This is a genomic window from Mycobacterium sp. 1245805.9 (genome assembly GCF_001672915.1).
In the GTDB taxonomy this organism is placed as follows: Bacteria; Actinomycetota; Actinomycetes; order Mycobacteriales; family Mycobacteriaceae; genus Mycobacterium.
This window is the reverse complement of the sequence record NZ_LZKR01000040.1, coordinates 1-23786: the sequence shown is the minus strand read 5'-3', so window position 1 is coordinate 23786 and position 23786 is coordinate 1. Positions and strand designations below refer to the sequence as shown.

The following is a 23786-nucleotide window of genomic DNA, read 5'->3' as shown; positions in this document are numbered from 1 at the left end:
TGACACGCGCCGGCGACGATGCAGTGGGGGTACCGCCCGCTTGCGGGGGACGAAGCGATGAGGAGGAGCGGCGCACGTGACTAGTGCGGCTAAAACCGAATCCGGCGACGAGGTGCGTCCGCCGGACATGGTGACATTGACCATCGACGGCGCCGAGATCAGCGTCCCCAAGGGCACGTTGGTGATTCGCGCGGCCGAGCTGATGGGCGTCCAGATCCCCCGGTTCTGCGACCACCCGCTGCTCGACCCGGTCGGCGCGTGCCGCCAGTGCCTGGTCGAGGTCGAGGGACAACGCAAGCCGATGGCGTCGTGCACCACGGTGGCCACCGACGACATGGTGGTGCGCACCCAGCTGACCTCGGAGGCCGCGGACAAGGCCCAGCACGGGGTCATGGAGCTGCTGCTGATCAACCACCCGCTGGACTGCCCGATGTGCGACAAGGGCGGCGAATGCCCGCTGCAGAACCAGGCGATGTCCAACGGGCGGGCCGAATCCCGCTTCACCGACGTCAAGCGCACCTTCGCCAAGCCGATCAACATCTCCTCGCAGGTGCTGCTGGACCGCGAGCGCTGCATCCTGTGCGCCCGCTGCACGCGGTTCTCCGAGCAGATCGCCGGCGACCCCTTCATCGACATGCAGGAGCGCGGCGCCCTGCAGCAGGTCGGCATCTACGCCAACGAGCCGTTCGACTCGTACTTTTCGGGCAACACGGTGCAGATCTGCCCGGTGGGCGCGCTGACCGGGACCGCGTACCGCTTCCGGGCCCGCCCCTTCGACCTGGTCTCCAGCCCGAGCGTGTGCGAGCACTGCGCCTCGGGTTGCGCGCAGCGCACCGACCACCGCCGCGGAAAAGTCTTGCGCCGCTTGGCCGGTGACGACCCCGAGGTCAACGAGGAGTGGAACTGCGACAAGGGCCGGTGGGCGTTCAACTACGCGACCCAGCCGGACGTCATCACCACTCCCCTGATCCGGGACGCGGACGGCACGCTGCAGCCGGCCTCGTGGTCGCACGCGATCGTGGCCGCGGCCCAGGGGCTCGAGGCGGCCCGCGGGCGCGCCGGCGTGCTGGTGGGCGGCCGGGCGACCTGGGAAGACGCCTACGCGTACAGCAAGTTCGCCCGAATCACGCTGGACAGCAACGACATCGACTTCCGCGCCCGCCCGCATTCCGCCGAGGAGGCCGATTTCCTGGCCGGCCGGGTCGCCGGTCGGCCGATGACCGTGAGCTACTCGGACCTGGAGTCGGCGCCCGTGGTGGTGCTGGTCGGCTTCGAGCCGGAGGACGAGTCGCCCATCGTTTTTCTGCGGTTGCGCAAGGCCGCCCGCAAGCACGGGCTGCCCGTGTACGCGATCGCGCCGTTCGCCACCCGGGCGCTGACGAAGATGAAGGGCCGGTTGGTCAAGACCGTGCCCGGCGCCGAAGCCGCCGCGCTGGACGGGCTGGCCACCGGCGAGGCGGGCGAGCTGCTGTCGAAACCGGGCGCGGTCATCATGGTCGGCGAGCGCCTCGCCACGGTGCCCGGCGGCCTGTCCGCCGCGGCCCGCCTCGCCGACGCCACCGGCGCCCGGCTGGCGTGGGTGCCGCGCCGCGCCGGTGAACGCGGCGCGCTGGAAGCCGGCGCGCTTCCCACCCTGCTGCCCGGCGGCCCCCCGGTCGCCGACGACGCCGCCCGCGCGCAGGTGGCCGCGGCGTGGAACGTCGACGAATTGCCTTCTGCCCCTGGGCGCGACGTCGACGGCATCCTGGCCGCCGCCGCCGACGGGTCCCTGGCGGCGCTGCTGATCGGCGGCATCGAACCCAACGACTTCCCCGATCCGGAGGCGGTGCTGGCCGCGCTGGACGCCGCCGGATTCGTCGTCAGCCTCGAGTTGCGGCACAGCCCCGTCACCGAACGCGCCGACGTGGTGTTCCCGGTCGCGCCGACGACCCAGAAGTACGGTGCCTTCGTCAACTGGGAAGGCCGCTACCGCGCGTTCGCGCCGGCGCTGCGCGGCACCACCGGAGAGGCCGGGCAGTCGGACCACCGGGTGCTGGACACGCTGGCCGACGAGATGGGTGTCTACCTGGGAACGACCACCGTCGAGGCGGCCCGCGAGGAACTCGCCGCCCTCGGCACCTGGGAGGGCGGACACGCCGCCGACCCGCAGGTCGCGGCGCCGGAACCGGCCACACCGCAGCAAGGGCAGGCCGTGCTGACCGGATGGCGGCTGCTGCTCGACGAGGGCCGAATGCAGGACGGCGAACCGCATTTGGCCGGCACCGCCCGCAAGCCCGTGGTGCGGCTGTCGGCCGAAACCGCCTCCGAGATCGGCGCCGCCGACGGTGACAACGTCACGGTCAGCACGCCGCGCGGCTCGATCATGCTGCCGCTGGCCGTCACCGACATGCCGGACCGGGTGGTGTGGCTTCCGCTGAACTCGCCGGGTTCGGCGGTGCACCGGAAATTGGGCGTCACGCTCGGCAGCGTCGTCGAGATCGGAGCGGGAACATGACCGTCCCCTTGTCCGCCTTCGGGCACGACCCGTGGTGGTTGGTGCTCGGCAAGGCGCTGGCCATCTTCGTCTTCCTCATGCTCAACGTGCTGGTCGCGATCCTGCTCGAACGCAAGATTCTCGGCTGGATGCAGCTGCGGCCCGGCCCCAACCGGGTGGGGCCGTGGGGCGCGCTGCAGAGCCTGGCCGACGGGATCAAGTTGGCGCTCAAGGAGAGCATCTCCCCCGGCGGCATCGACAAGTTCGTGTACTTTACGGCGCCGGTCATTTCGACGATTCCGGCGTTCACCGCGTTCGCGTTCATCCCGTTCGGACCGGTGGTCAGCGTGTTCGGCCACCACACGCCGTTGCAGCTGACCGATCTTCCGGTCGCGGTGCTGTTCATCCTGGGCCTGTCGGCGATCGGGGTGTACGGCATCGTGCTGGGCGGCTGGGCATCGGGATCCACCTACCCGCTCCTGGGTGGGGTGCGCTCCACCGCGCAGGTCATCTCCTACGAGGTGGCGATGGGGCTGTCGTTCGCGGCGGTGTTCCTCTACGCCGGCTCCATGTCGACGTCGCAGATCGTCGGCGCACAGGACCGGGTCTGGTACGTCTTTTTGCTGTTGCCGTCCTTCGTGATCTACCTGATCTCGATGGTCGGCGAAACCAACAGGGCGCCATTCGATTTGCCCGAGGCCGAGGGCGAGCTGGTCGCGGGATTCCACACCGAGTACTCGTCGCTGAAGTTCGCGATGTTCATGCTGGCCGAGTACGTCAACATGATGACGGTGTCGTCGCTCGCCACCGCGCTGTTCTTCGGTGGCTGGCACGCGCCGTGGCCGCTGAACATGTGGGCGGGCGCCAACACCGGCTGGTGGCCGGTGCTCTGGTTCACCGCCAAGATGTGGACCTTCCTGTTCATCTACTTCTGGCTGCGGGCCAGCCTGCCGCGGCTGCGCTACGACCAGTTCATGGCGCTGGGCTGGAAGCTGCTGATCCCGGCCTCGCTGGTGTGGGTGTTGATCGCCGCGGTCATCCGGACCGCGCGCAACCAGGGGTACGCGCATTGGACGCCGATCCTGGTGGTCAGCAGCGTGGTCTTCGCCGCGGCGCTGGTGCTGCTGTTGCGAAAACCGTTCAGCACACCGACCATTCGCGCGATGGAACGCGAGCTGCGCCGCCAGGGCGTGGAAACCTCCGCCCCGGAGGCCACCGAGCCCGCCTTCCCGACACCGCCGCTGCCGACGCAGAAAGTCGGCGCGAGCAAGGAGAAAGCACGTGCCTAAATTCTTCGACGCCGTCGCAGGTTTCGGCGTGACCCTCGGGTCGATGTTCAAGAAGAGGGTGACCGAGGAGTATCCGGAAAAGCCAGGCCCCGTCGCGCCGCGCTACCACGGGCGCCACCAACTCAACCGCTATCCCGACGGGCTGGAGAAATGCATCGGGTGCGAGCTGTGCGCGTGGGCCTGCCCCGCCGACGCGATCTACGTCGAGGGCGCCGACAACACCGAGGAGCTCAGGTATTCCCCGGGCGAGCGCTACGGCCGCGTGTACCAGATCAACTACCTGCGTTGCATCGGCTGCGGCCTGTGCATCGAGGCCTGCCCGACCAGGGCGCTGACGATGACCAACGACTACGAGATGGCCGACGACAACCGCGCCGACCTCATCTACGAGAAGGACCGGCTGCTCGCCCCGCTGCTGCAGGACATGCTCGCCCCGCCGCACCCGAGGGCGGAGGGCGCCACCGACAAGGACTACTACCAGGGCAACGTGACCGCGCAGGGGTTGCGGCAGCGGCAGAACTCCGGAGACACCCGATGATCGCTGTGCTCGCCTCAACCCCGCTCGCCGCGGAGACCATCGTGCGCACCTCCACCGGCGAGGCGGTCACGTTCTGGGTGCTGGGCGCGGTCGCCGTGATCGGCGCGCTGGGGGTGGTGCTCGCCGTCAACGCCGTGTACTCGGCGATGTTCCTGGCGATGACCATGATCATCCTGGCGGTGTTCTACATGATCCAGGACGCGCTGTTTCTCGGTGTCGTTCAGGTCGTCGTCTACACCGGCGCGGTGATGATGCTTTTCCTGTTCGTGCTGATGCTGATCGGCGTGGACTCGGCGGAATCGCTGAAGGAGACGCTGCGCGGCCAGCGCGTCGCGGCGGTGCTGACCGGCGTCGGGTTCGGCGTTCTGCTGCTGGCCGGCATCGGCAACGTGGCGACCGGAGGTTTCGTGGGGCTCACCACCGCCAATGCCAACGGCAACGTGGAAGGGCTGGCGGCGCTGATCTTTTCGCGTTACCTGTGGGCCTTCGAGCTGACCAGCGCCCTGCTGATCACCGCGGCGGTCGGCGCGATGGTGCTGGCGCACCGAGAGCGTTTCGAGCGGCGCAAGACCCAGCGTGAGCTCTCCGAGGAACGCTTCCGGGCCGGCGGGCGCCCCACCCCGCTGCCCAACCCGGGTGTCTACGCGCGCCAGAACGCCGTCGACGTCGCCGCGCTGCTGCCCGACGGCTCGTACTCGGAGTTGTCGGTGTCGCCCATCCTGCGGATCCGCGGCGCGGACGGGAAAGAGACCCGATCCGCCAAAGCGGTGAAGGGTGGTGCGTCGTGAATCCGGCCAACTACCTCTACCTTTCGGCGCTGCTGTTCACCATCGGGGCATCGGGTGTGTTGTTGCGCCGCAACGCCATCGTGATGTTCATGTGCGTCGAGCTGATGCTCAACGCAGTCAACCTGGCGTTCGTCACGTTCGCGCGAATGCACGGCCACCTCGACGGCCAGATGATCGCGTTCTTCACGATGGTGGTGGCCGCGTGCGAGGTCGTCGTGGGCCTGGCGATCATCATGACGATTTTCCGTGCGCGCAAATCCGCTTCCGTCGACGACGCGAACCTACTCAAAGGCTAAAAGAACGCCGAGATGACTGACTACACCTGGCTGCTGGTGGCGCTGCCGTTGGCGGGTGCCGCGATCTTGTTGTTCGGGGGCAGGCTCACCGACGCGTGGGGCCACCTGTTGGGTTGCGCCACCGCGCTGGCGGCGTTCGGGGTGGGCGCGACGCTGCTCGCCGACATGCTCGGCCGCGGCGACGCCGACCGCGCCATCCACCAGAAGCTGTTCACCTGGATCCCCGTCGGGCAACTGCAGGTGGACCTCGGGCTGCAGATCGACCAGTTGTCGATGTGCTTCGTGCTGTTGATCTCCGGGGTCGGGTCGCTGATCCACATCTATTCGGTCGGCTACATGGCCGAGGACCCCGACCGCCGCCGGTTTTTCGGCTACCTCAACCTGTTCCTGGCCTCGATGCTGCTGCTGGTGGTCGCCGACAACTACCTGGTGCTCTACGTCGGCTGGGAGGGCGTCGGCCTGGCCTCCTACCTGCTGATCGGCTTCTGGTACCACAAGCCGTCGGCCGCCACCGCGGCCAAGAAGGCGTTCGTCATGAACCGGGTCGGTGACGCCGGCTTAGCCCTGGCCATGTTCATCATGTTCAGCACGTTCGGAACCCTGTCGTACGCCGGTGTTTTCGCCGGCGCCCCGGCGGCCAGCCGCGGCGTGCTGACGGCGATGGGGTTGCTGCTGCTGGTGGGCGCCTGCGGCAAGTCCGCGCAGGTGCCGCTGCAGGCCTGGCTGGGCGACGCGATGGAGGGCCCGACGCCGGTGTCCGCCCTGATCCACGCCGCCACCATGGTGACCGCCGGCGTGTACCTGATCGTGCGGTCCAATCCGCTCTACAACCTCTCGCCCGGCGCGCAATTGGGCGTGGTCATCGTCGGCGCCGTCACCCTGCTGTTCGGGGCGTTCATCGGCTGCGCCAAGGACGACATCAAGCGCGCCCTGGCGGCGTCGACGATGAGCCAGATCGGCTACATGGTGCTGGCCGCCGGCCTCGGCCCGGCCGGCTACGCGTTCGCGATCATGCACCTGCTCACCCACGGCTTCTTCAAGGCCGGCCTGTTCCTCGGGTCCGGCTCGATCATCCACGCGATGCACGAGGAACAGGACATGCGCCGCTACGGCGGGCTGCGCAAGGCCCTCCCGGTCACGTTCGCCACGTTCGGGCTGGGATACCTGGCCATCATCGGCGTGCCGCCGTTCGCCGGCTTCTTCTCCAAGGACAAGATCATCGAGGCGGCGCTGTCCACCGGGGACACCCGGGGCTACGTGCTGGGCGGCGCCGCGCGGACGGGCGCCGGCGTCACCGCGTTCTACATGACCCGGGTCATGCTGATGACCTTCTTCGGTGAAAAGCGTTGGGCCCCCAACGCGCATCCGCACGAGGCGCCGGCCGTGATGGCCTGGCCGATGATCCTGCTCGCCGTCGGCTCGGTGTTCTCCGGCTTCCTGCTGTGGTGGGGCGGCGCCCTGCAGCGCTGGCTCGAGCCCGTCGTCGGGGTGCACGAGGAATCCGCCCACGCCCTGCCGGCCTGGGTCACCACCGTCGTGGCGCTGGGCGTCGTCGCCGTCGGCATCGCGGTGGCCTACCGGATGTACGGCACCGCGCCCGTCCCGCGGGTCGCCCCGGTGCGGGTCTCGGCGCTCACGACCGCCGCGCGCGCCGACCTCTACGGCGACGCGTTCAACGAGGAGGTGTTCATGCGCCCCGGCGCGCAGCTGACCGACGCACTGGTCGAAGTCGACAACGCGGGCGTCGACGGCTCGGTCAACGCCCTGGCCGCGCTGGTGGGCCGGACGTCAAACGCCCTGCGGCGCTTCCAAACCGGCTTTGCCCGCAACTACGCATTGTCGATGCTGGCGGGCGCCGTGCTGGTGGCCGCACTGATCCTGGCGGTGAGGGTGTGGTGAGCGGAAGTTTCTTTACCGACGTGCCGTGGCTGAGCGCCCTGTGGCTGTTGCCGCTGGCGGGCTCCCTGCTGATCATCCTGCTGCCCCCGGGGCTGCGGCAGCTCGCCAAGTGGACCGGCCTGGTTTTCGGTGTGCTGACGCTGGCGGTGGCGATCGTCGTCACCGTCGGCTTCAAGACCGGCGGCCCCACCTACCAGTTCGTCGAAAGCCACAAGTGGATACCGGCGTTCGGCGCGGGCTACTCGCTCGGCGTGGACGGCATCGCGGTGGTGCTGGTGCTGCTGACCGCGGTGCTGATCCCGCTGCTGCAGGTGGCCGGGTGGAACGACGGCAACAGGGGCACCCAGGCGAATACCCGTAGCGTGCACGCCTACGTCGCGCTGACGCTGGCCATCGAGGCGATGGTGCTGATCTCGGTGGTCGCGCTGGACGTGCTGCTGTTCTACGTCTTCTTCGAGGCCATGCTGGTGCCGATGTACTTCCTGATCGGCGGCTTCGGGCAGGGCTCCGGCCGGTCCCGCGCGGCGGTGAAGTTCCTGCTGTACAACCTGTTCGGCGGCCTGATCATGCTGGCGGCGGTCATCGGGCTGTACGTAGTCACCGCGCAGCACGGGTCGGGCACCTTCGACTTCCGTGACATCGTGGCCGGCGTCGCGTCGGGCCGCTACGGCGCCGACCCCGCGGTGTTCAAGGCGCTGTTCCTGGGCTTCATGTTCGCGTTCGCGATCAAGGCCCCGCTGTGGCCGCTGCACCGCTGGCTGCCCGATGCCTGCGTCGAGGCCACGCCGGCGACGGCGGTGCTGATTACGGCCGTGATGGACAAGGTCGGCACCTTCGGCATGCTGCGCTACTGCCTGCAGCTGTTCCCCGACGCCTCAACGTATTTCCGTCCGGCGATCGTGACGCTGGCGATCATCGGCGTGATCTACGGCGCGATCGTGGCGATCGGCCAGGCCGACATGATGCGCCTGATCGCCTACACGTCGATCTCGCACTTCGGGTTCATCATCGCCGGGATCTTCGTGATGACCAGCCAGGGGCAGAGCGGGTCGACGCTGTACATGCTCAACCACGGCATCTCCACCGCCGCGGTGTTCCTGATCGCCGGATTCCTGGTGACCCGGCGCGGCAGCCGGGCGATCGCCGACTACGGCGGCGTGCAGAAGGTCGCGCCGATCCTGGCCGGCACCTTCCTGGTTTCCGCCATGGCGACGCTGTCGCTGCCCGGCCTGGCGCCGTTCGTCAGCGAATTCCTGGTCCTGCTGGGCACTTTCAACCGGTACTGGCTGGCGGCGGCGTTCGGGGTGACCGCCTTGGTGCTCGCGGCCATCTACATGCTGTGGCTCTACCAGCGGGTGATGACGGGCCCGGTGGCCGAGGGCAACGACCGGATCACCGACCTGCGGGCGCGCGAATTGGTCGTCGTGGCACCGTTGCTCGCGCTGCTGTTCGTGCTGGGCGTCTATCCCAAGCCGGTGCTCGACATCATCAATCCCGCCGTCGCGAACACCATGACCACCATCGGCCAGCATGACCCAGCGCCGAGCGTGCCGCCCCGGACTGCCGAAGGACCGCACCGATGACCCTGCCGACCCCCAGCGTCGAGTACTTCCTGCTGTGCCCGATGCTCATCATCTTTTCCGTCGCGGTTGTCGGCATCCTCGTCGAGGCCTTCCTGCCCAGGCGGATTCGCTACGCCGCGCAGATGACGCTGGCCCTCGGCGGCCTGATCGCGGCGTTGTTCGCCGACATCGAGGTCGCCGAGTCGATTCCCGCGTCCGGTCGCACCGCGGTGCTGGGGGCGGTGGCCATCGACCGGCCGACGCTGTATCTGCAGGGCACGGTGCTGCTGGTCGCGGTGCTCGCGGTCATCTTCATCGGCGAGCGGACCCAAGCCAAGGCGGAAAGCAAGGTCGCCGCGAAGGTGGGCACGGGCGGGCTGGATTCCTTTACACCGCAGGCGTCCGCGGTTCCCGGCGCCCATGCCGAGCGGGAGGCCGAGCGCGCCGGGGCCGCGCAGACCGAGCTCTTCCCGCTGGTGATGCTGTCGGTCGGCGGCATGATGGTGTTCCCCGCGTCCAACGACCTGTTGACGATGTTCGTCGCGCTGGAAGTCTTGTCGCTGCCGCTGTACCTGATGTGCGGGCTGGCCCGGCATCGCCGTCTGCTGTCCCAGGAAGCGTCAATGAAGTACTTCCTGCTGGGCGCGTTCTCCTCGGCGTTCTTCCTCTACGGCGTCGCGCTGCTCTACGGCGCGACCGGCACGCTCCTGCTGCCGGGCATCCGGGATGCCCTTGCCGCCCATGGGGATAGCTCGATGGCGCTCATCGGGGTCGCGCTGCTGTCGGTCGGCCTGCTGTTCAAGGTGGGCGCGGTCCCGTTCCACTCCTGGATTCCCGACGTCTACCAGGGCGCGCCCACCCCGATCACGGGTTTCATGGCGGCGGCCACCAAGGTGGCGGCCTTCGGGGCGCTGCTCCGCGTCGTCTACGTCGCGCTACCCCCGCTGCACCACGAGTGGCGCCCGGTGCTGTGGGCGATTTCGATCCTGACCATGGCCGTGGGCACCGTCACGGCGGTGAACCAGACCGACGTCAAGCGGATGCTGGCCTATTCCTCGGTCGCGCATGTGGGCTTCATCCTCACCGGCGTGATCGCCGACAACCCGGCGGGCCTGGCGGCCACGCTGTTCTACCTGGTCGCCTACAGCTTCAGCACGGTGGGCGCGTTCGCCATCGTGAGCCTGATCCGCAACGCCGACGGCGTCGAGGACGCGAAGATTGCGCACTGGGCCGGGCTTGGGCAGCGCTCCCCCATTGTGGGCGTGATGTTTTCGATGTTCCTGTTGGCCTTCGCCGGCATCCCGTTGACGAGCGGGTTCGTCAGCAAGCTCGCGGTGTTCAAGGCCGCCGCCCAGGGCGGCGCCGTGCCGCTGGTCGTCATCGGCGTCGTCGCCAGCGGTGTCGCCGCGTACTTCTACGTGCGCGTCATCGTGTCGATGTTCTTCACCGAAGCCACCGACGACACCCCGCACGTGGTGGAGCCCGGCATCCTGAGCAAAATCGCGATCGCGGTATGTGCCGCCGTCACAGTGATTTTGGGGATCTTCCCGCAGCAGCTGCTGGATCTGGCCGATCAGGCGGCCCAGCTGCTGCACTGAGTCAGCTGACGAACGGGCGGGTGGCCAGGACGTAGATCGCCAGGACCCCGACCGGCGCGGCGAGCGGCAACCACGGCAACTGCAGCGGGAACGACGCCGCGACCAGTCCCGCGCAGGTAAACCCCACGGCCGCAACGGCGGTCGGCCAGGCCCACATGACACCGCCGGCGGGCGTCCCGACCGCGTGCCGGCACACCAGGTAGGCCACCGCGCACAGCCCGGACCAGGCGGCGAAGACGAGCGACGGGTCCGACGCCAGGATGGTCGCCACCGACAGCAGCACGGCGAGCGTCGCCGCCGGGCGGAAAACCACGGAGACAGCCACCGCGACGGCGGCCGCCACGCCCGCGACGAGCGCCGGCCCGTGCGTGCCGAACGCGGCCAGCCCCACCACGAGCGCGCCGAAAACGGTTGCGACGCCGAGCGTGGTCCACCTCATGCCCGCAGCCGTCCCCGGACGCGATGGCGGCGGTCGGGCAGCACGGCCATCGACTGATCCAGCGTGCTGTCGCCCCGCCACGCCACGATGTCGACGCCGACGGTCGCCATGTCGCGGTACATGGCCGAGCGCTGCAGCGCCCACATCCGATCGATCAGCGGGTCCTGGCGGCTTTCGAAGGGTGAGCTGTCGAGGATGTCGACGGCGATCACGACGTGGCCGCGCTTGCGCAGGTCGATCAGCGCCAGCGCGAATTCCGTGTCGAGCAGTGTGGAGAACGCGATGACGATCGCGCCCACGGGAACCGCCGCGCGGGGAGCCAATGTGCCGGTGGTGTTTTCGAATCGGTCGCCGGCGCCGAGCACGGTGTCGAGCACCCGGTAGAACTGGCGCTGCCCGATGTCGGCGCCCAGCCAGCGCGGGCGGTTGCCGCCGAGGGCGACGATCCCGGCACGATCGCCGTGCCGCAGGGCAGTCTGCACCACCTGCGCGGCGCCGCGCACGACGCGTTCGGTGGCTTCGGTCGCCGGGCCCGCGGGTTGGCGATACGTGTCGATCAGCACCACCACGTCGGCGGCGCGATCGGTCAGTCGCTGCGTCACGTGCAGCTGGCGCCGGCGCGCGCTCACCGGCCAGTTCACCGCCCGCAGCTGATCACCGGGCACGTAGGGCCGGATGTCGGCGTACTCGACACCCGGGCCGATGTGCCGGGTTAGGTGGGCACCCAGCCGGTCGAGCAACTCGATCTGCGGGATCGGCGTCGACTGCGGGGGCGTCAGCGGGAACACGATGACGTCGGCGGCGTCGACGGTGCCCGTCCCCGCCAGCAACCCGCCCCGCGCCAGCACGTCGACCCGCGCCCGCACGGGGTAGCGGCCCCAGCGCTGTGCCATCGCCGCAACGGTTTTCGCGTGGCGCGAATCGGTGTCGAGCTCCTCGAGCTGCATGCCCGCGACGGGCCGCACGGTCAGCTCCACCGCCGACGTCGGGGTGTCGCTCTCCTCCGTCAGCCACACCCGCACCCGCGCCTGTTCGTTTTCGAAGCAGCGCTGCGAATCGGGCTGCCCGTGCACCCGGATCTTCGGCACCGGGGGTTGCCAGCTGATCGAACACAGCACGCCCAGCAGCGGCGCCGCGAACGCGAGCAGCTGCCAGCGCGCGCCGATCACCGCGGCGGCCAGCGCAACCCCGGCGCAGGTCGCGATCGAGCGGGCCAACGACGATGCGCGCCATCGAAACTCGACTTCGGTGCCCATCGAAGTCAACCGTGTCCCCCGCTGGTTCGGGGCACCGGCAAGCGTCGCAGCAATTCCCCGACGACGTCGGCCCCCTGGATCTTGCGCACCCACATCTCCGGGCGCAGGGTGATGCGATGCGCGACGGCGGCGACGGCGAGCGCCTTGACGTCCTCGGGGATCACATAGTCGCGGCCGAGCAGCAACGCCCGGGCGCGGGCGAGTTGAACGAGGTCGAGTTCGGCGCGCGGGCTGGCGCCCACGGCGACCTGCGGGTGGTGGCGGGTGGCGGTGGCCAGCGACACCACGTAGTGCAGCACGTCCTCGTGCACGGTCACCTGCTCGACCGACTCGCGCATCGCCAGCAGGTCGTGCCCGTCCACCACCTGGTTGACGGTCGGTTCGGCCGAGCCGCGGTCGAGGCGGCGGCGCAGCATCGAGGTCTCGTCGCGCTCCGAGAGGTATCGCAGCTCCAGCCGGATCGCGAACCGGTCCAGCTGCGCCTCCGGCAACGGATAGGTGCCCTCGTACTCGATCGGGTTGTCGGTCGCCAGGACGATGAACGGCGTTGGGAGCTTGTGGGTTTCGCCGTCGATGCTCACCTGGCCCTCGGCCATCGCCTCCAGCAGGGCCGCCTGCGTCTTCGGCGGTGTGCGGTTGATCTCGTCGGCAAGCAACAGGTTGGTGAAGATCGGGCCGGACCGGAACGCGAAGCTGCCGGACTGCATGTCGTAGATCGTGGAGCCGAGCAGGTCCGCGGGCAGCAGGTCCGGGGTGAACTGCACCCGGGTGAACCGAAGCCCCAACGCGGCGGCGAAGGATCGCGCGATCAGCGTCTTGCCGAGGCCGGGCAGGTCCTCGATGAGCACGTGGCCGCGCGCCAGCACCGCGGTCAGGATCAGCGTCAGCGCCGAGCGCTTCCCCACCACCACGCGTTCGATTTCGTCGAGTACCGCCTCGCAGCGTGCGGTAGTGGTCGCGACCGGCAGCGTCATATTTGCTCCAACTTTCGCAGAATCTCTTCCAACACCCCGCGGCCGGGCCCGGGTTCGCGGTCACCGGTGCGCGCGACGTTGTTCGGATTGACCCATTCCCACAGTTCCGCGCCGAAAAGCATTCGACCGCTGGCGTGATACGTCGCCGGGTCCTTGGATTGCTTGTGCCCCGTGGTCATTTCGTAGCGCCGGGCGAGCATGGGGCGCAGATGCCGATCCCAGTCCGCCCGCGTGGAGTCCGACCGCCGGATCGTCGCCTCGGTGGTGGAAAGCCAGCGCCGCAACGAATCCCCCAGCTCGTCGTAGTCCGGCTCGGCCGCGGGTTCGCCGCCGCGCCCCACGTAGCGGCGGACGTTGAGCAAGACCAGGGCCAGGCCGACACCGGAGGCGGCCAGCAGGAAGCGGCGGCCGTGCAGCGTCAAGGCCAGCAGCTCGATCCCCACCACGAGGCAAACACCCAGGGCTACAAGCCTTCTCATACCGGGCTCCGCAACTCCGCCAGGACCAGCCGCAGGACGTCGACCGCCACCTCGCGGTGCCCCTCGTTCATCACGTGCGGGGAAAAACGCGCCTCCTCGAACAGGTTGACCAGCCGCTCCGCGTTATCGGCGTGCAGCGCATGGTGTTCGACGGCCCGGACCAGCACCTCGGTCGGCGTATCAAAGTCCTGCGGGGCGGCCCCGGGCACGCGGGCGAGCTCGCGTTCCATCGCGGCGTAGCACGCGATGATCGCCTCGCGGGGTTCGCGGTTGAGGTCACCGATCTCGGCCAGTCCCACTTCGGCCGCGCGGGCCAGCGACTCCGACCGTGGCTCGCCTGCCGGCGATTCGACACGATCGTCGGCCACCATGACCGGTCGGGGGGCGCGCCACCGCCGCCGGGCCATGGTCAGCGACCCGGCCACGATCACCAGCATCATCGGGATCGTGCCGGCAAGCAGGACGCCGAACATGTCCCCCGAACCGTGGCCCGGCGGCCGCTGGGTGGTCTCCGGGCCGCCGGGGGGCGCCGACGGCCGCGCGGCGGGGACCTGGGTGGGGGCCGAGGGATTGGCGTCGTGCGGCACCAGATAGCGGACCAGCAGGGTCACGATCAGCAGCCAGGCCACGATCAGCAGCAGCCCGATCAGCAGCACGCGCCAGCTCGGCCGGCCCTTGCCGGTGCCGAGCAGGTCGGACAGGTCCGCCTGGGCGGGTGCCGGCGCGCGCGGATCCCGCAACCGCGCGATGACCGCGATCGCCAGCAGCGCGAGCGCCCCGCTCAGCGCCGCGATGACGAACAGCAGCGCCGCCCGGCCGCCGCCCGCCTCCGCGTGCGCCGCATGCCCTTGGGCCGGGAAGTACCCGCGGAGCGCGGCGGCGACAAAGATCAACAGGACGATCAGGGCAACCACGCGCCCCGTCGGCTTGTCAATACCGGGCTTCATAACGGGCATGGGGCACCACCCGACCGGTTGCATGCGCGGTTGCGGCTCTGTCTTGGTTCATACTGGCACGTCAAGCGCCCATCCCGCCAGGAACGACGCCGCGGCTCCTGCCCCGAGCCGGACCGCAGTTGCGGCTTTATCCACAGGCCAGGACCGCCGCCGCTCGGGGCTTAGAGTCGTGTCAAAATGTGGCGTACGTCACACTGCACTGCTTCCTGGGACAGGTGCTCGCCGCCGCTGGTAGAACGCACGTACTCGGTGTCACTATTGGACGCACGTCGACCAAGCCCCCAATCTTTGATTGGCTGAGAACCCGTGGCAGCGATTAAGGAGGGACCTGCCGTTGACCGCTGTATACAACGCGACAGCGGCTGAACCACCGACTGAGACAGAAGGCGACGCAGTCGCCTGTATCGACGCCGACGCCGGCACCACCACAAACGGTGAGCCTGACCTCAGTCAGGTGGTGCTGCCGTCTGACGAACCGGAAGACGGCCAGGCCGTCCCGGATGCCGCGGTCGCGGCGCCGACGGCCTCCCGGACCGGCACGGCGCTGGGCAAACCCTTCCGGTACGTCCTGCGCCAGCTCGATTCCTCGATGCAGACGCTGGGCCGCTTCTTCGACCTGGCCGCCCAGTCCTTCAGGTACCTGATCACGGATCTGGTCAGGTTGCGCCACCCCTGGCGGGACACCGTCAACCAAGCCTGGTTCATCATCAGCGTCACCGCGATACCCGCGTTGCTGGTGTCCATCCCATTCGGGGTGATCGTGGCGGTGCAGGTGGGCAACTTCGTCCAGCAGGTCGGCGCCTCCTCGGTGTCCGGCGCGGCCGGCGGCCTCGGGGTAATCCGGCAGGGTGCGCCGGTCGTCGCGGCGCTGCTGCTTGGCGGCGCCGCCGGTTCGGCGGTGGCCACCGATCTCGGCGCCCGCACCATTCGCGAAGAGGTCGACGCGCTGCGGGTGATGGGCATCAACCCGGTGCAGCGGCTGGTCACCCCCCGGCTGGCCGCGATCGTCATCGTGGCTCCGGTGCTGTGCTCCTTCATCATCTTCATGGGGCTGGCGGCGGGCTACGCGATCAACGTCGGCTTCCAGTCCGGCACCCCGGGTAGCTACATCGCGTCGTTCGCGTCCTTCGCCAGCGTCAGCGACGTCGTCGTGGCCGTCCTCAAGACCTGGCTGTTCGGCGTGATCGTGATCCTGGTGGCCTGCCAGCGCGGCCTGGAGACCAAGGGCGGCGCCCGCGGCGTGGCCGACGCCGTCAACGCCTCCGTGGTGATCGGCATCGTCTCGGTGTTCGTCATCAACCTGGTGATCACGCAGGGGCTGTCGATGTCGATGCCGCTGCGAGTGGGCTGATGGCCCGCATGGCAGAGCCCGCACGACATCTACCGCAGCCCCTGCGGGCCCCGCGCTGGTTGGCGCACCGGGGCGATTCGCTGGTCCAGCGCCTCGGTCACCAGGTCAGCTTCGGCGCCCAGGTGCTCGGCGCGATCCCGCACACGCTGAAGCGCTACCGGCACCAGACCGGGGTGCTGCTGGTCGACATGATCTGGGGAAACGGGTCGCTCATCGTCGGGGGCGGCACCATCGGCGTGCTGGTGTTCATGGGCGCGGCGGTCGGTGGTTCGGTGGGGGTCGAAGGGTACGGGGCCCTCGACATGGTCGGGATGGGCCCGCTGACCGGCTTCGTCTCCGCGTACGCCAACACCCGCGAGATGGCACCGATGATCGCGGGGATCGGCTTCGCGGCCCAGGCCGGGTGCCGCATGACCGCCGAGATCGGCGCCATGCGGATCTCGGAGGAGATCGACGCGCTGGAAGCCCTTGGCATTCAGTCGATCCCGTTCGTGGTCACCACCCGGGTGATCGCCGGCATGATCACCATCGTCCCGCTGTACGTGGTGACGCTCGCGTTGAGCTACGCGTCGTGCGCGATGGTGGTCAACGTGCTGCACGGGCAGTCGTCGGGCACCTACTATCACTACTTCGACTCGTTCATCCAGCCGTCCGACGTGGTGTTCTCGGTGCTCAAGGCGGCCATCTTCGTGACGCTGATCATCGCAATCCACTGCTATCAGGGCTACTACGCCAGCGGTGGTCCCGAGGGCGTGGGGCGGGCCTCGGGCCGGGCGATCCGGGCCAGCATCGTCACGGTGGTCGCCGCGGACATGGTGCTCACACTGTTGTTCTGGGGCAACAATCCCGGCATTCGGATATCGGGATAACCCATGGCGACACTGCCGGGTTCGGACCAGGGAGCGCGGGCGCCCAGCTCGCGCTCGTTGCGGATCCGTGGCCTGATCGCCGCGATAGCGCTGGCTATCTCGGGCATCGTGCTGTATCAGCTCGGCACCGGCGGCTACGCCGACACGTTCACGCTGACCGTGGTGGCCGATTCGATCGGTGAGGGCCTGACGCCGGGCGCGGAGGTGAAGTTCCGCGGCCTGACGATCGGATCGGTCAAAACGCTGCAATCGGTCGGGTACAACAGGCAGAAGATCACGGTGGAACTCGAGCCGCGGCAGGCGAGAGCACTGGCCTCGGACACGACGGCGAATTTCATGTCGTCGAACACTTTTGGGCTCGCGGCGGTCGAACTGGTCAGCAGCGGCGCGGGCCCCCGCCTGCGGCCGAACCAGACACTGCTGATCGGTGCCAACGCGCGGTCGGCCTCCATCACCGGGCTGCTGCGTCAGGGCCAAAAGCTCGGCCGGATCGCGGACTCGCCCGACGTCGACCACATCATCGAGGTGGTGCGCCGGCGCGCCGACCTGACCGAGCCGGTCACCCGGTCGTACTTCGATCTGGTCAAGATGCTTGTCGACTCCCAGAAAGTGCCGTTCTCGCAGTCGCTTTCGGTGTTCGCCTCGGTGGTCAACGGTGCCAGCGACTCGATCCCCCTGATCGGGCTGGCCTACGACCTGCTCAACGGGATGGAGTTTCTGGCGCACCCCGACGGGGTCGAGCGCATGAACGTGATCCTGGACCAGACCGCCAAGCTCCTGTTCACCAGCGACAAGATGATCGTGCGGAACGTTTCGTGGCTGGCGCCGTTCATGCGCGCGACGACCGATGTCTTGCTGCCGCTGTCGTACATGCAGGGCAGCATGGCGCCGGTCTATGACCGGCTCTCGGGTCTGCTGGACCGCACCAGCGCGGCGTTCCCCATCATCGACGGCAAGGTCCGCATGCAGATCGAGGTCACCCTGGACACGATGCCGGGGCTGGCGGCGGCCCTGCCCTCCCCGCCCCCGGCGGCGCCGCAGCGGGGTGGCCGATGAGAAGTGTCACCAAATCGGTGGTGTGGCTGACCGTCTTCACCGCGGTCGCGGTGGTGTGCACGCTGATCGTGTTGACCGCCTTGCGTTCCCCGGTCACCGGGGCGGTCTCCCGCTACACCGCCGCGTTCTCCGACGTGTCGGGGCTCTACGTCGGCGACGACGTCCGCATTTCCGGGGTGCAGGTCGGCAAGGTGGAGACCATCCGGCTCGACGGGCGCATCGCCAAAGTCGATTTCACCGCGCAAAACGACCACCCGGTGTTCGCCAACACCGTCGCCGCGGTGCGCTATCAGACCCTGCTCGGCCAGCGCTACGTGGAACTCGTCCAGCCGGCCGAGCCGCAGCAACGGCTGGCGGCCGGGGGTACCATCGCGCTGGCACAGACGATCCCGTCGTTCGATGTGGCCAAGCTGTTCAACGGCTTTCGGCCGATATTCCAGACCCTCGACCCCGCCCAGTTCAACCAGTTGGGCGAGAACCTGCTGCGGCTGATCCAGGGCGACGAGAACGGAATCGGCCCGTTCCTGCACGACCTCGACGTCATTTCCAAGCTGGCCGTGGACCGGCAGGCGGTCATCGCCGGCGTGCTGCGCAACCTCAGCGCGATCTCGGCGGACCTGGGCGGCAAATCGCAGCAACTGTTTCACCTCATCGCCACGCTCAACGACGTGGTGACGAAGTTCGCCTCCAAGGGCGAGGAATTCAGCGAGGCGATGGAAGCCGGACTGCCCGTCTTGCGGAACACCACCCATTTCCTGCAGTACTTCGAGCGCATCTTCGACGGGACGACGGTCCCGCTGTACGACCTGTTCAACCGGATGTGGCCGCAGACCGCGACGATCATCGCGGGCCTGTCGCTGGCGCCGTCGCTGATCCAGGGCATGCGGGACTGGCTGGCCGACGAAAAGCCCGCCACGCCAACGTTTAGCTGCTCGCACGGCGAAGTCACCCTGCCCGGGATCGGGCAGGTGTCATTCGCGCAACAGAACCTGGTGGTGTGCCGGTAATGGTGTTCGGCGACAAGGGGACGGGACGGCGGCGCCCCGTGCTCGACGAACGCGCGGCCGCCGTCCGCAATCGCCGCAACGGCATCGTCGGCGTCGTCGTAATCGTCGCGGCGTTGGCCGCCACCGCGATGGCTTACCTCAATCCCACCGGCCAGACCGGCTACACCGCGCACCTGCCCAACTCCGGCGGCGTGCGCGCCGGCGACCAGGTGCGCATCGCCGGCATCCCGGTCGGGAAGGTGACCGGCATCCGGCTGGCCGGCGCCGTCGTCGAGATGAAGTTCGACATCAAGCAGTCGGTGGTGGTCGGTTCGGAATCCACCCTGGACATCAAGCTGCTGACCCCGCTGGGCGGCCACTATGTGGCGCTCGACCCGAAGGGCGGTCTGCCGTTGGGCCGCAACGTGATTCCGCCGCAGCGCGTCACGCTGCCGTTCGAGGCCAACGACATAATCCAGGCCGCGACCCCGCTGATCAAGCAAGTCGACGGCCAAGTCATCCACGACACCTTCACCGAGGTGGCCAACGCGGCCAACCGGTATCCCGACGCGGTCCGCGACCTGCTCCGGTCGGCCAACGCGCTCACCGCGTCGCTGAGCAAGACGACGGCCGACTTCCATCGCGGTCTGGACTTCGTCAACAACGGCCTGCGGGCCACGGTCGCCGAGCGTAAGCAGCTCATCACGCTGTTCGAGCAGCTCGACATCCTCGGCAGGGCCTACACCTCGAGGTCGGTCGACATCATCGAATTCTTCGGCCTGTTGTCCGAATTGGCCCGCATCATGGACCGCCTCACCGTTTTTTGGGGCCGGGAGGTCGCGCCGGTCGTCAACGGCCTCGACGACATCAGCGAGACGCTGGGCGCCCACCCCGAGCGCATCGGCGAGGCGCTCGAGAACCTGGGTCAGACCCTCAACATCGTCGGGCCGATGCTCAGCGGGAACGGGGTCGTCTTCGACAAACACAACCGGCTGGTGCCCGGGCAGGACCTGTGCCTGCCCAACATCATGAGGAACTGTTGACATGGCCCGGCTTTCGGCGCTCGGCTCTCGGCTGCGGTCCCCGCTGGGGATCGCCGCGGTCGTGGCCGTGGGGGCGGCGGTCGCGGCGGCGGCGGTCGTCGGCACCAAGCTCCTCATGCCGAGCCACACCCGGGCGATGTGCGCCGAATTCACCGACGCGGTAGGGCTTTACCCGGGCAACAAGGTGGCGCTGCTCGGCATCGAGGTCGGCTCGACGACCGCGATCGTCAACAAGGCCGACCACGTCGAGGTCGACTTCACCGTCCCCACCGACCTCGACCTGCCGGCCGACGTCGGTGCGGTCACCTACTCGCAATCGATCGTCACCGACCGCCATATCGAACTGACCAAGCCCTACACCGGAGGTCCGAAATTCACCGGCCCGGGCTGCATCAAGCTGAAGTCCACCAAAACACCGATCAGCGTCAGCGAAACCTTTTCCGCCGTAGGCAAGCTCGCCGACACCATCATGGGGCCCCAACCCGGCCAGGACCCGTCGAAGTCGCCGGGCGTGCAGGCCATCAACGACAGCCTGCGCGCGTTCAGCCGCTCCCTGGACGGCACCGGCCCCGGACTCAACCAGACGCTCGGCAACCTGGTCACGATGCTGGCCGACCCCTATAAGGCCGACGCCGACTACCGGCAGCTGTTCGAGAACAGCGAGATCCTCACCTCTGACTTCCTCAAGAACTGGGACAGCTTCGCCTCGTTCGTCCGAATGCTGCCGACCACCACCGAGTTGATCGAGGGCCTGTCGGACAACTTCGGCGCGGCCCTGAGCCACATGTCCCACCTGCTGCCGATCCTGGTCGAGGCGCTGGACCGGTGGGGGCCGCGGCTCTATCAGAAGTTGGACAAGGGAATCACCTGGCTGCGGGACATGCTGAACAGGCACACCCCCGCCATCCTCGCGATGATCAACTCGTGGCCGCAGTTCAGCCACTGGATCAGCGACATCTACGAGCCGGCGTGGGGAACCCACGACGTCACGTATATCCCACCGCAGGTGGCGATTTCGCCGTCGCAGGCCGGCGCCATCTGCGAGGGGCTGCGCAAGCGCAACGTCCCCGGCGCCGCGGCGGCATGCGCGTCGGGCACCGCGTCGGATCCGGTCACCCTCGGCCTGACCGATCTCATCCTGGGGGCCGCGCTGTCATGACCCGGCGATCGATGCGCGTTCTGCTGGCCCTGCTGACGATCGGCCTGACGGCGGCATGTTCGCTGGACCCGACGCGGCTGCCCGTCCCGGGCGCCTACAGCCCCGAGGACTCCTACCGGGTCAAGATCCAGTTCTCCAGCGTGCTCAACCTGCCCGCCCGCGCCAAGGTGGACTTCGGCGGGGTGCAGATCGGGGTGCTCGACCACGTCCAGCTCGACGGCACCACGGCGGTCGCGTACGTCGACATCGCCGGCGACAGCAGGCTTCCCGCCAACACCCGCGCCGAACTGCGCCAGGCCACCCCGCTGGGCGACATCTACATCGCGCTGCTGCCGCCGGAGGATCGGGCCGGGGATCGAGCCGGGGACAGAGCTGGGGATCTGGCGCAGCCGAAACTGCGCGACGGCGACACGATTCCGTTGCGCAACACCGCGCCGGCCGACAACGTCGAAGACGTGCTGCGCTCGGTGTCGAACCTGGTGGCCGGCGGCGCGATCGGCACGCTGCAAAGCACCGTGGTCAACCTCAACCACGCGTTCCCCAAGGACCCCGACGAGCTGACCCGGACCCAGCAGACCGTCGCCGGCGTGCTCAACGACTTGGCGGCCAACCAGGACACCATCGACGGGATCCTGTCCAGCATGGACAACATCACCACCAACGCGGCCGCCAACACCACGGTGTTCAACCGGCTGGTCACCGAAGGCCCGCCCAAACTCCAAGGGCTGTCGGCGATCACCCTCGCCATCCTGAACGTCGTCGGAGACTCCAAGGAAATCGGTGACCTCGGCGGACAGATCCTCAACCCGGTCGCCGGGGACATGATGCAAATGCTCTCCTACATCACGCCATTGGTCGGAACCCTGGCGACCCTCGACACCACCATTCCGGTGCTGGCCGACAAGCTCATCGCGTTCCTGCACTACAAACTCCTCGGATTTTTCCGCAACGGCGGCCCGAAATACATTGTCTCCGAACTTCATCCACCGACCGGCCGCGAGGGCGTGGACCCCGCCGACAAGGCCGACGCGGCGGTCTCGGCGATGCAGACGATGGGAATGCTGCCGTGAAGTTCAATGCCCGCGTCACGCTGGCCATCCTGGCCGTGATGACGCTGCTCGGCGCGGCCTACATGTCGATCGGCGTGCTCGACATCAGCCCGACGAAACAGGTCACCCGACTCACCCTGCTGCTCAACACTTCCGGCGGCCTGATGCCCACGTCGGAAGTGACAATGCGCGGCATCAAGGTCGGCCGGGTGACCGGCATCGAGACCACCGCGACCGGACTGGCGGTCTCGATCGACCTCGACCGCGAACACCCGGTGCCCGCCGACAGCCCGATCAGCGTGGAAAACCTCTCCGCGGCGGGCGAGCAGTACATCGACTTCAAACCGAAACTGATTGCGCCGCCGTACTTCACCGACGGGGCGGTGATCCCGCCGGACCGGGTCGCGCCGATGGTCACCGGCGCCGACCTGCTCACCAAGGCCAATGCCCTGATCTCGGCGCTCAACCTCGACCAGGTTCGCACGATCATCAGCAACGTCGCCGCGGCGTTCGCCGGCAACGACGCCACCCTCGATTCCCTTGCCACCACGGCCGGGTTGACGGCCAAAGTGATCCACGACGACAAGCAGCTGATGGCCACCCTGTTCAACAACGTCTCGACGATGACCACCAACCTGGGTGACATCAACGCCGGCGAAGTGATCAGCGAGACGGGAAAACTGCTGCCGCGTTCGGTGCCGGCGTTCCTGCGGATGGTCCACGAGATCGAAACCCTTTCGCACAGCGGCGTCGGCGTGGTGGGTCCCGACGACCCGGCCGGCATCCTGGTGGGGAAGTTGAGCCAGTACATCGACATGCTTGCCGGCCCGCTGAGCACCTTCGCCACCGTTATGGAAACCGCGCTCGCACCCCTCCACGACGTCAAGGTCGATGCCGGGCACTGGCTCGACTTCTGGGAATCGACCTTCAACGACACCGGCGGCATGCGGGTTCAACTCAACGTTCCCGCATGGCACCAATGATCAAGAAAGAACGGGCATGACCAACTCAACTGTCGACAAAGATGAAACCGTGGACGACCCCGAGCCCACGGCGCCCGACGACGGCGCCGACGACACCGTCGCGGCCGCCGAGCCGCCCCGAGGGTTGTCCAGGTTCCGGCCGAAGGTCTCGAGGCGATGGGCGGCGGCCGTCGTCTCGGCGGTGGTACTCGCCGGCGGCGTGTTCGGGTTCATCAAATACCACGACGTGTCCAGGCAGCTCGCGCAGCTGCGCCAGCAGCAGGCCGACCGCGACGCGGCGGCACAGCTGGCAAAGGAGTACGCGCTGAAGTCGCTGACCTACAGCTTCGAGGACCCGAACGCCTTCTTCCGCTCGGTCGAAGACGGTGTGTCGCAACAACTCAAGGACAAGTACGTCAACGCCTCCGATCTGCTGAAGAGCATCATGCTGCAGGCGCAGGTCACCTCCACCGGTGAGGTGCTGGCCACCGACCCGGTGGCCCAGCCCGGCGGGGTCTACCAGGTGGTGGTGTCCGCCCACCAGACGACGCGCAATCTGCAGAACCCGACGCCCAAGGTGTCGATCATCCTGCTGCAGGTCACGGTGAACAGGGTGGGCAACGCCTGGCAGGTCGCCGATATCGGCCCCAAGGCCGGCGCCCGCCCGCCCATCGAGCAGCAGCTCCCGCCGCCCGAACACCAATCTGTGGATAAAACCGCGACTGTGGATAAAGGTAGGGCCAATGCTCGAACCTTTAAGACGA

22 protein-coding genes and 1 pseudogene are annotated in these 23786 nt (G+C 68.3%); 18 read left to right on the top strand and 5 right to left on the bottom strand.

The window, feature by feature from the left end; all coding sequences use genetic code 11:
* Positions 1–5: 5 nt before the first annotated feature.
* The 9 genes and pseudogenes from A9X00_RS31670 to nuoN form a co-directional block, all read left to right on the top strand.
* Positions 6–80: pseudogene (locus A9X00_RS31670) on the top strand (16S rRNA (guanine(966)-N(2))-methyltransferase RsmD); the annotation flags it as partial.
* Complete coding sequence (locus A9X00_RS06715) at positions 77–2494, top strand: NADH-quinone oxidoreductase subunit G (RefSeq protein ID WP_067150832.1); 2418 nt, start codon at positions 77–79, stop codon at positions 2492–2494. The pseudogene A9X00_RS31670 and the gene A9X00_RS06715, both read left to right, overlap by 4 nt.
* Positions 2495–2502: 8 nt before the next feature.
* Complete coding sequence (nuoH, locus tag A9X00_RS06710) at positions 2503–3762, top strand: NADH-quinone oxidoreductase subunit NuoH (RefSeq protein WP_197515083.1); 1260 nt, start codon at positions 2503–2505, stop codon at positions 3760–3762.
* On the top strand, positions 3755–4300 hold the full coding sequence (gene nuoI / locus A9X00_RS06705) for an NADH-quinone oxidoreductase subunit NuoI (protein WP_067150825.1): 546 nt from the start codon (positions 3755–3757) through the stop codon (positions 4298–4300). The genes nuoH and nuoI overlap by 8 nt, the downstream gene beginning before the upstream one ends.
* Positions 4297–5088: an NADH-quinone oxidoreductase subunit J gene (locus A9X00_RS06700; RefSeq protein WP_067150823.1), complete on the top strand. Its 792-nt coding sequence runs from the start codon at positions 4297–4299 to the stop codon at positions 5086–5088. The genes nuoI and A9X00_RS06700 overlap by 4 nt, the downstream gene beginning before the upstream one ends.
* Positions 5085–5384, top strand: a complete 300-nt coding sequence (nuoK, locus tag A9X00_RS06695) for an NADH-quinone oxidoreductase subunit NuoK (protein ID WP_007168303.1) — start codon at positions 5085–5087, stop codon at positions 5382–5384. The genes A9X00_RS06700 and nuoK overlap by 4 nt, the downstream gene beginning before the upstream one ends.
* A gap of 12 nt (positions 5385–5396) precedes the next feature.
* Complete coding sequence (gene nuoL, locus A9X00_RS06690) at positions 5397–7283, top strand: NADH-quinone oxidoreductase subunit L (RefSeq protein ID WP_067150821.1); 1887 nt, start codon at positions 5397–5399, stop codon at positions 7281–7283.
* Entirely contained in the window at positions 7280–8866 is a 1587-nt protein-coding gene (locus A9X00_RS06685; protein WP_067150922.1) for an NADH-quinone oxidoreductase subunit M, read from the top strand. Before nuoL ends, A9X00_RS06685 begins: the two co-directional genes overlap by 4 nt.
* On the top strand, positions 8863–10443 hold the full coding sequence (gene nuoN / locus A9X00_RS06680; RefSeq protein WP_067150818.1) for an NADH-quinone oxidoreductase subunit NuoN: 1581 nt from the start codon (positions 8863–8865) through the stop codon (positions 10441–10443). Before A9X00_RS06685 ends, nuoN begins: the two co-directional genes overlap by 4 nt.
* A gap of 1 nt (position 10444) precedes the next feature.
* On the opposite strand, the gene A9X00_RS06675 is transcribed toward nuoN, so the two are convergent.
* From A9X00_RS06675 to A9X00_RS06655, 5 genes are read right to left on the bottom strand one after another with little or no spacing between them, the layout of a single operon-like run.
* Entirely contained in the window at positions 10445–10882 is a 438-nt protein-coding gene (locus A9X00_RS06675; RefSeq protein WP_067150816.1) for a hypothetical protein, read from the bottom strand.
* Entirely contained in the window at positions 10879–12138 is a 1260-nt protein-coding gene (locus A9X00_RS06670) for a DUF58 domain-containing protein (RefSeq protein ID WP_067150813.1), read from the bottom strand. Before A9X00_RS06670 ends, A9X00_RS06675 begins: the two co-directional genes overlap by 4 nt.
* Positions 12139–12143: 5 nt before the next feature.
* Positions 12144–13112: a MoxR family ATPase gene (locus tag A9X00_RS06665; RefSeq protein ID WP_067150810.1), complete on the bottom strand. Its 969-nt coding sequence runs from the start codon at positions 13110–13112 to the stop codon at positions 12144–12146.
* Positions 13109–13591, bottom strand: a complete 483-nt coding sequence (locus tag A9X00_RS06660; RefSeq protein ID WP_067150807.1) for a hypothetical protein — start codon at positions 13589–13591, stop codon at positions 13109–13111. Before A9X00_RS06660 ends, A9X00_RS06665 begins: the two co-directional genes overlap by 4 nt.
* Positions 13588–14547 carry a DUF4129 domain-containing protein gene (locus tag A9X00_RS06655; RefSeq protein WP_067150804.1) on the bottom strand — a complete coding sequence of 320 codons (960 nt, stop codon included), beginning with the start codon at positions 14545–14547 and terminating at the stop codon, positions 13588–13590. The genes A9X00_RS06660 and A9X00_RS06655 overlap by 4 nt, the downstream gene beginning before the upstream one ends.
* A 589-nt stretch (positions 14548–15136) precedes the next feature.
* Between A9X00_RS06655 and A9X00_RS06650 the strand changes: the two genes are divergently transcribed.
* From A9X00_RS06650 to A9X00_RS06610, 9 genes are all read left to right on the top strand, one after another.
* Complete coding sequence (locus tag A9X00_RS06650) at positions 15137–15898, top strand: ABC transporter permease (RefSeq protein WP_067150919.1); 762 nt, start codon at positions 15137–15139, stop codon at positions 15896–15898.
* Between the two features lie 8 nt (positions 15899–15906).
* Positions 15907–16767 (top strand): ABC transporter permease, encoded by an 861-nt coding sequence (locus A9X00_RS06645; protein ID WP_067150916.1) that lies wholly within the window; start codon positions 15907–15909, stop codon positions 16765–16767.
* A 3-nt stretch (positions 16768–16770) separates the two neighbouring features.
* Positions 16771–17823 carry an MlaD family protein gene (locus A9X00_RS06640; RefSeq protein ID WP_067150801.1) on the top strand — a complete coding sequence of 351 codons (1053 nt, stop codon included), beginning with the start codon at positions 16771–16773 and terminating at the stop codon, positions 17821–17823.
* Positions 17820–18830, top strand: coding sequence for an MCE family protein (locus A9X00_RS06635; RefSeq protein ID WP_067150798.1), 1011 nt, complete (start codon positions 17820–17822; stop codon positions 18828–18830). Before A9X00_RS06640 ends, A9X00_RS06635 begins: the two co-directional genes overlap by 4 nt.
* On the top strand, positions 18830–19852 hold the full coding sequence (locus A9X00_RS06630) for an MlaD family protein (protein ID WP_067150795.1): 1023 nt from the start codon (positions 18830–18832) through the stop codon (positions 19850–19852). The genes A9X00_RS06635 and A9X00_RS06630 overlap by 1 nt, the downstream gene beginning before the upstream one ends.
* 1 nt (position 19853) lies before the next feature.
* Positions 19854–21011, top strand: coding sequence for an MlaD family protein (locus tag A9X00_RS06625; protein WP_067150792.1), 1158 nt, complete (start codon positions 19854–19856; stop codon positions 21009–21011).
* Complete coding sequence (locus A9X00_RS06620) at positions 21008–22081, top strand: MlaD family protein (RefSeq protein ID WP_067150789.1); 1074 nt, start codon at positions 21008–21010, stop codon at positions 22079–22081. The genes A9X00_RS06625 and A9X00_RS06620 overlap by 4 nt, the downstream gene beginning before the upstream one ends.
* Entirely contained in the window at positions 22078–23043 is a 966-nt protein-coding gene (locus A9X00_RS06615; RefSeq protein WP_067150786.1) for an MlaD family protein, read from the top strand. The genes A9X00_RS06620 and A9X00_RS06615 overlap by 4 nt, the downstream gene beginning before the upstream one ends.
* A gap of 16 nt (positions 23044–23059) precedes the next feature.
* Positions 23060–23786: hypothetical protein (locus A9X00_RS06610; protein WP_197515081.1), on the top strand; the 727-nt coding region annotated here is incomplete at its 3' end.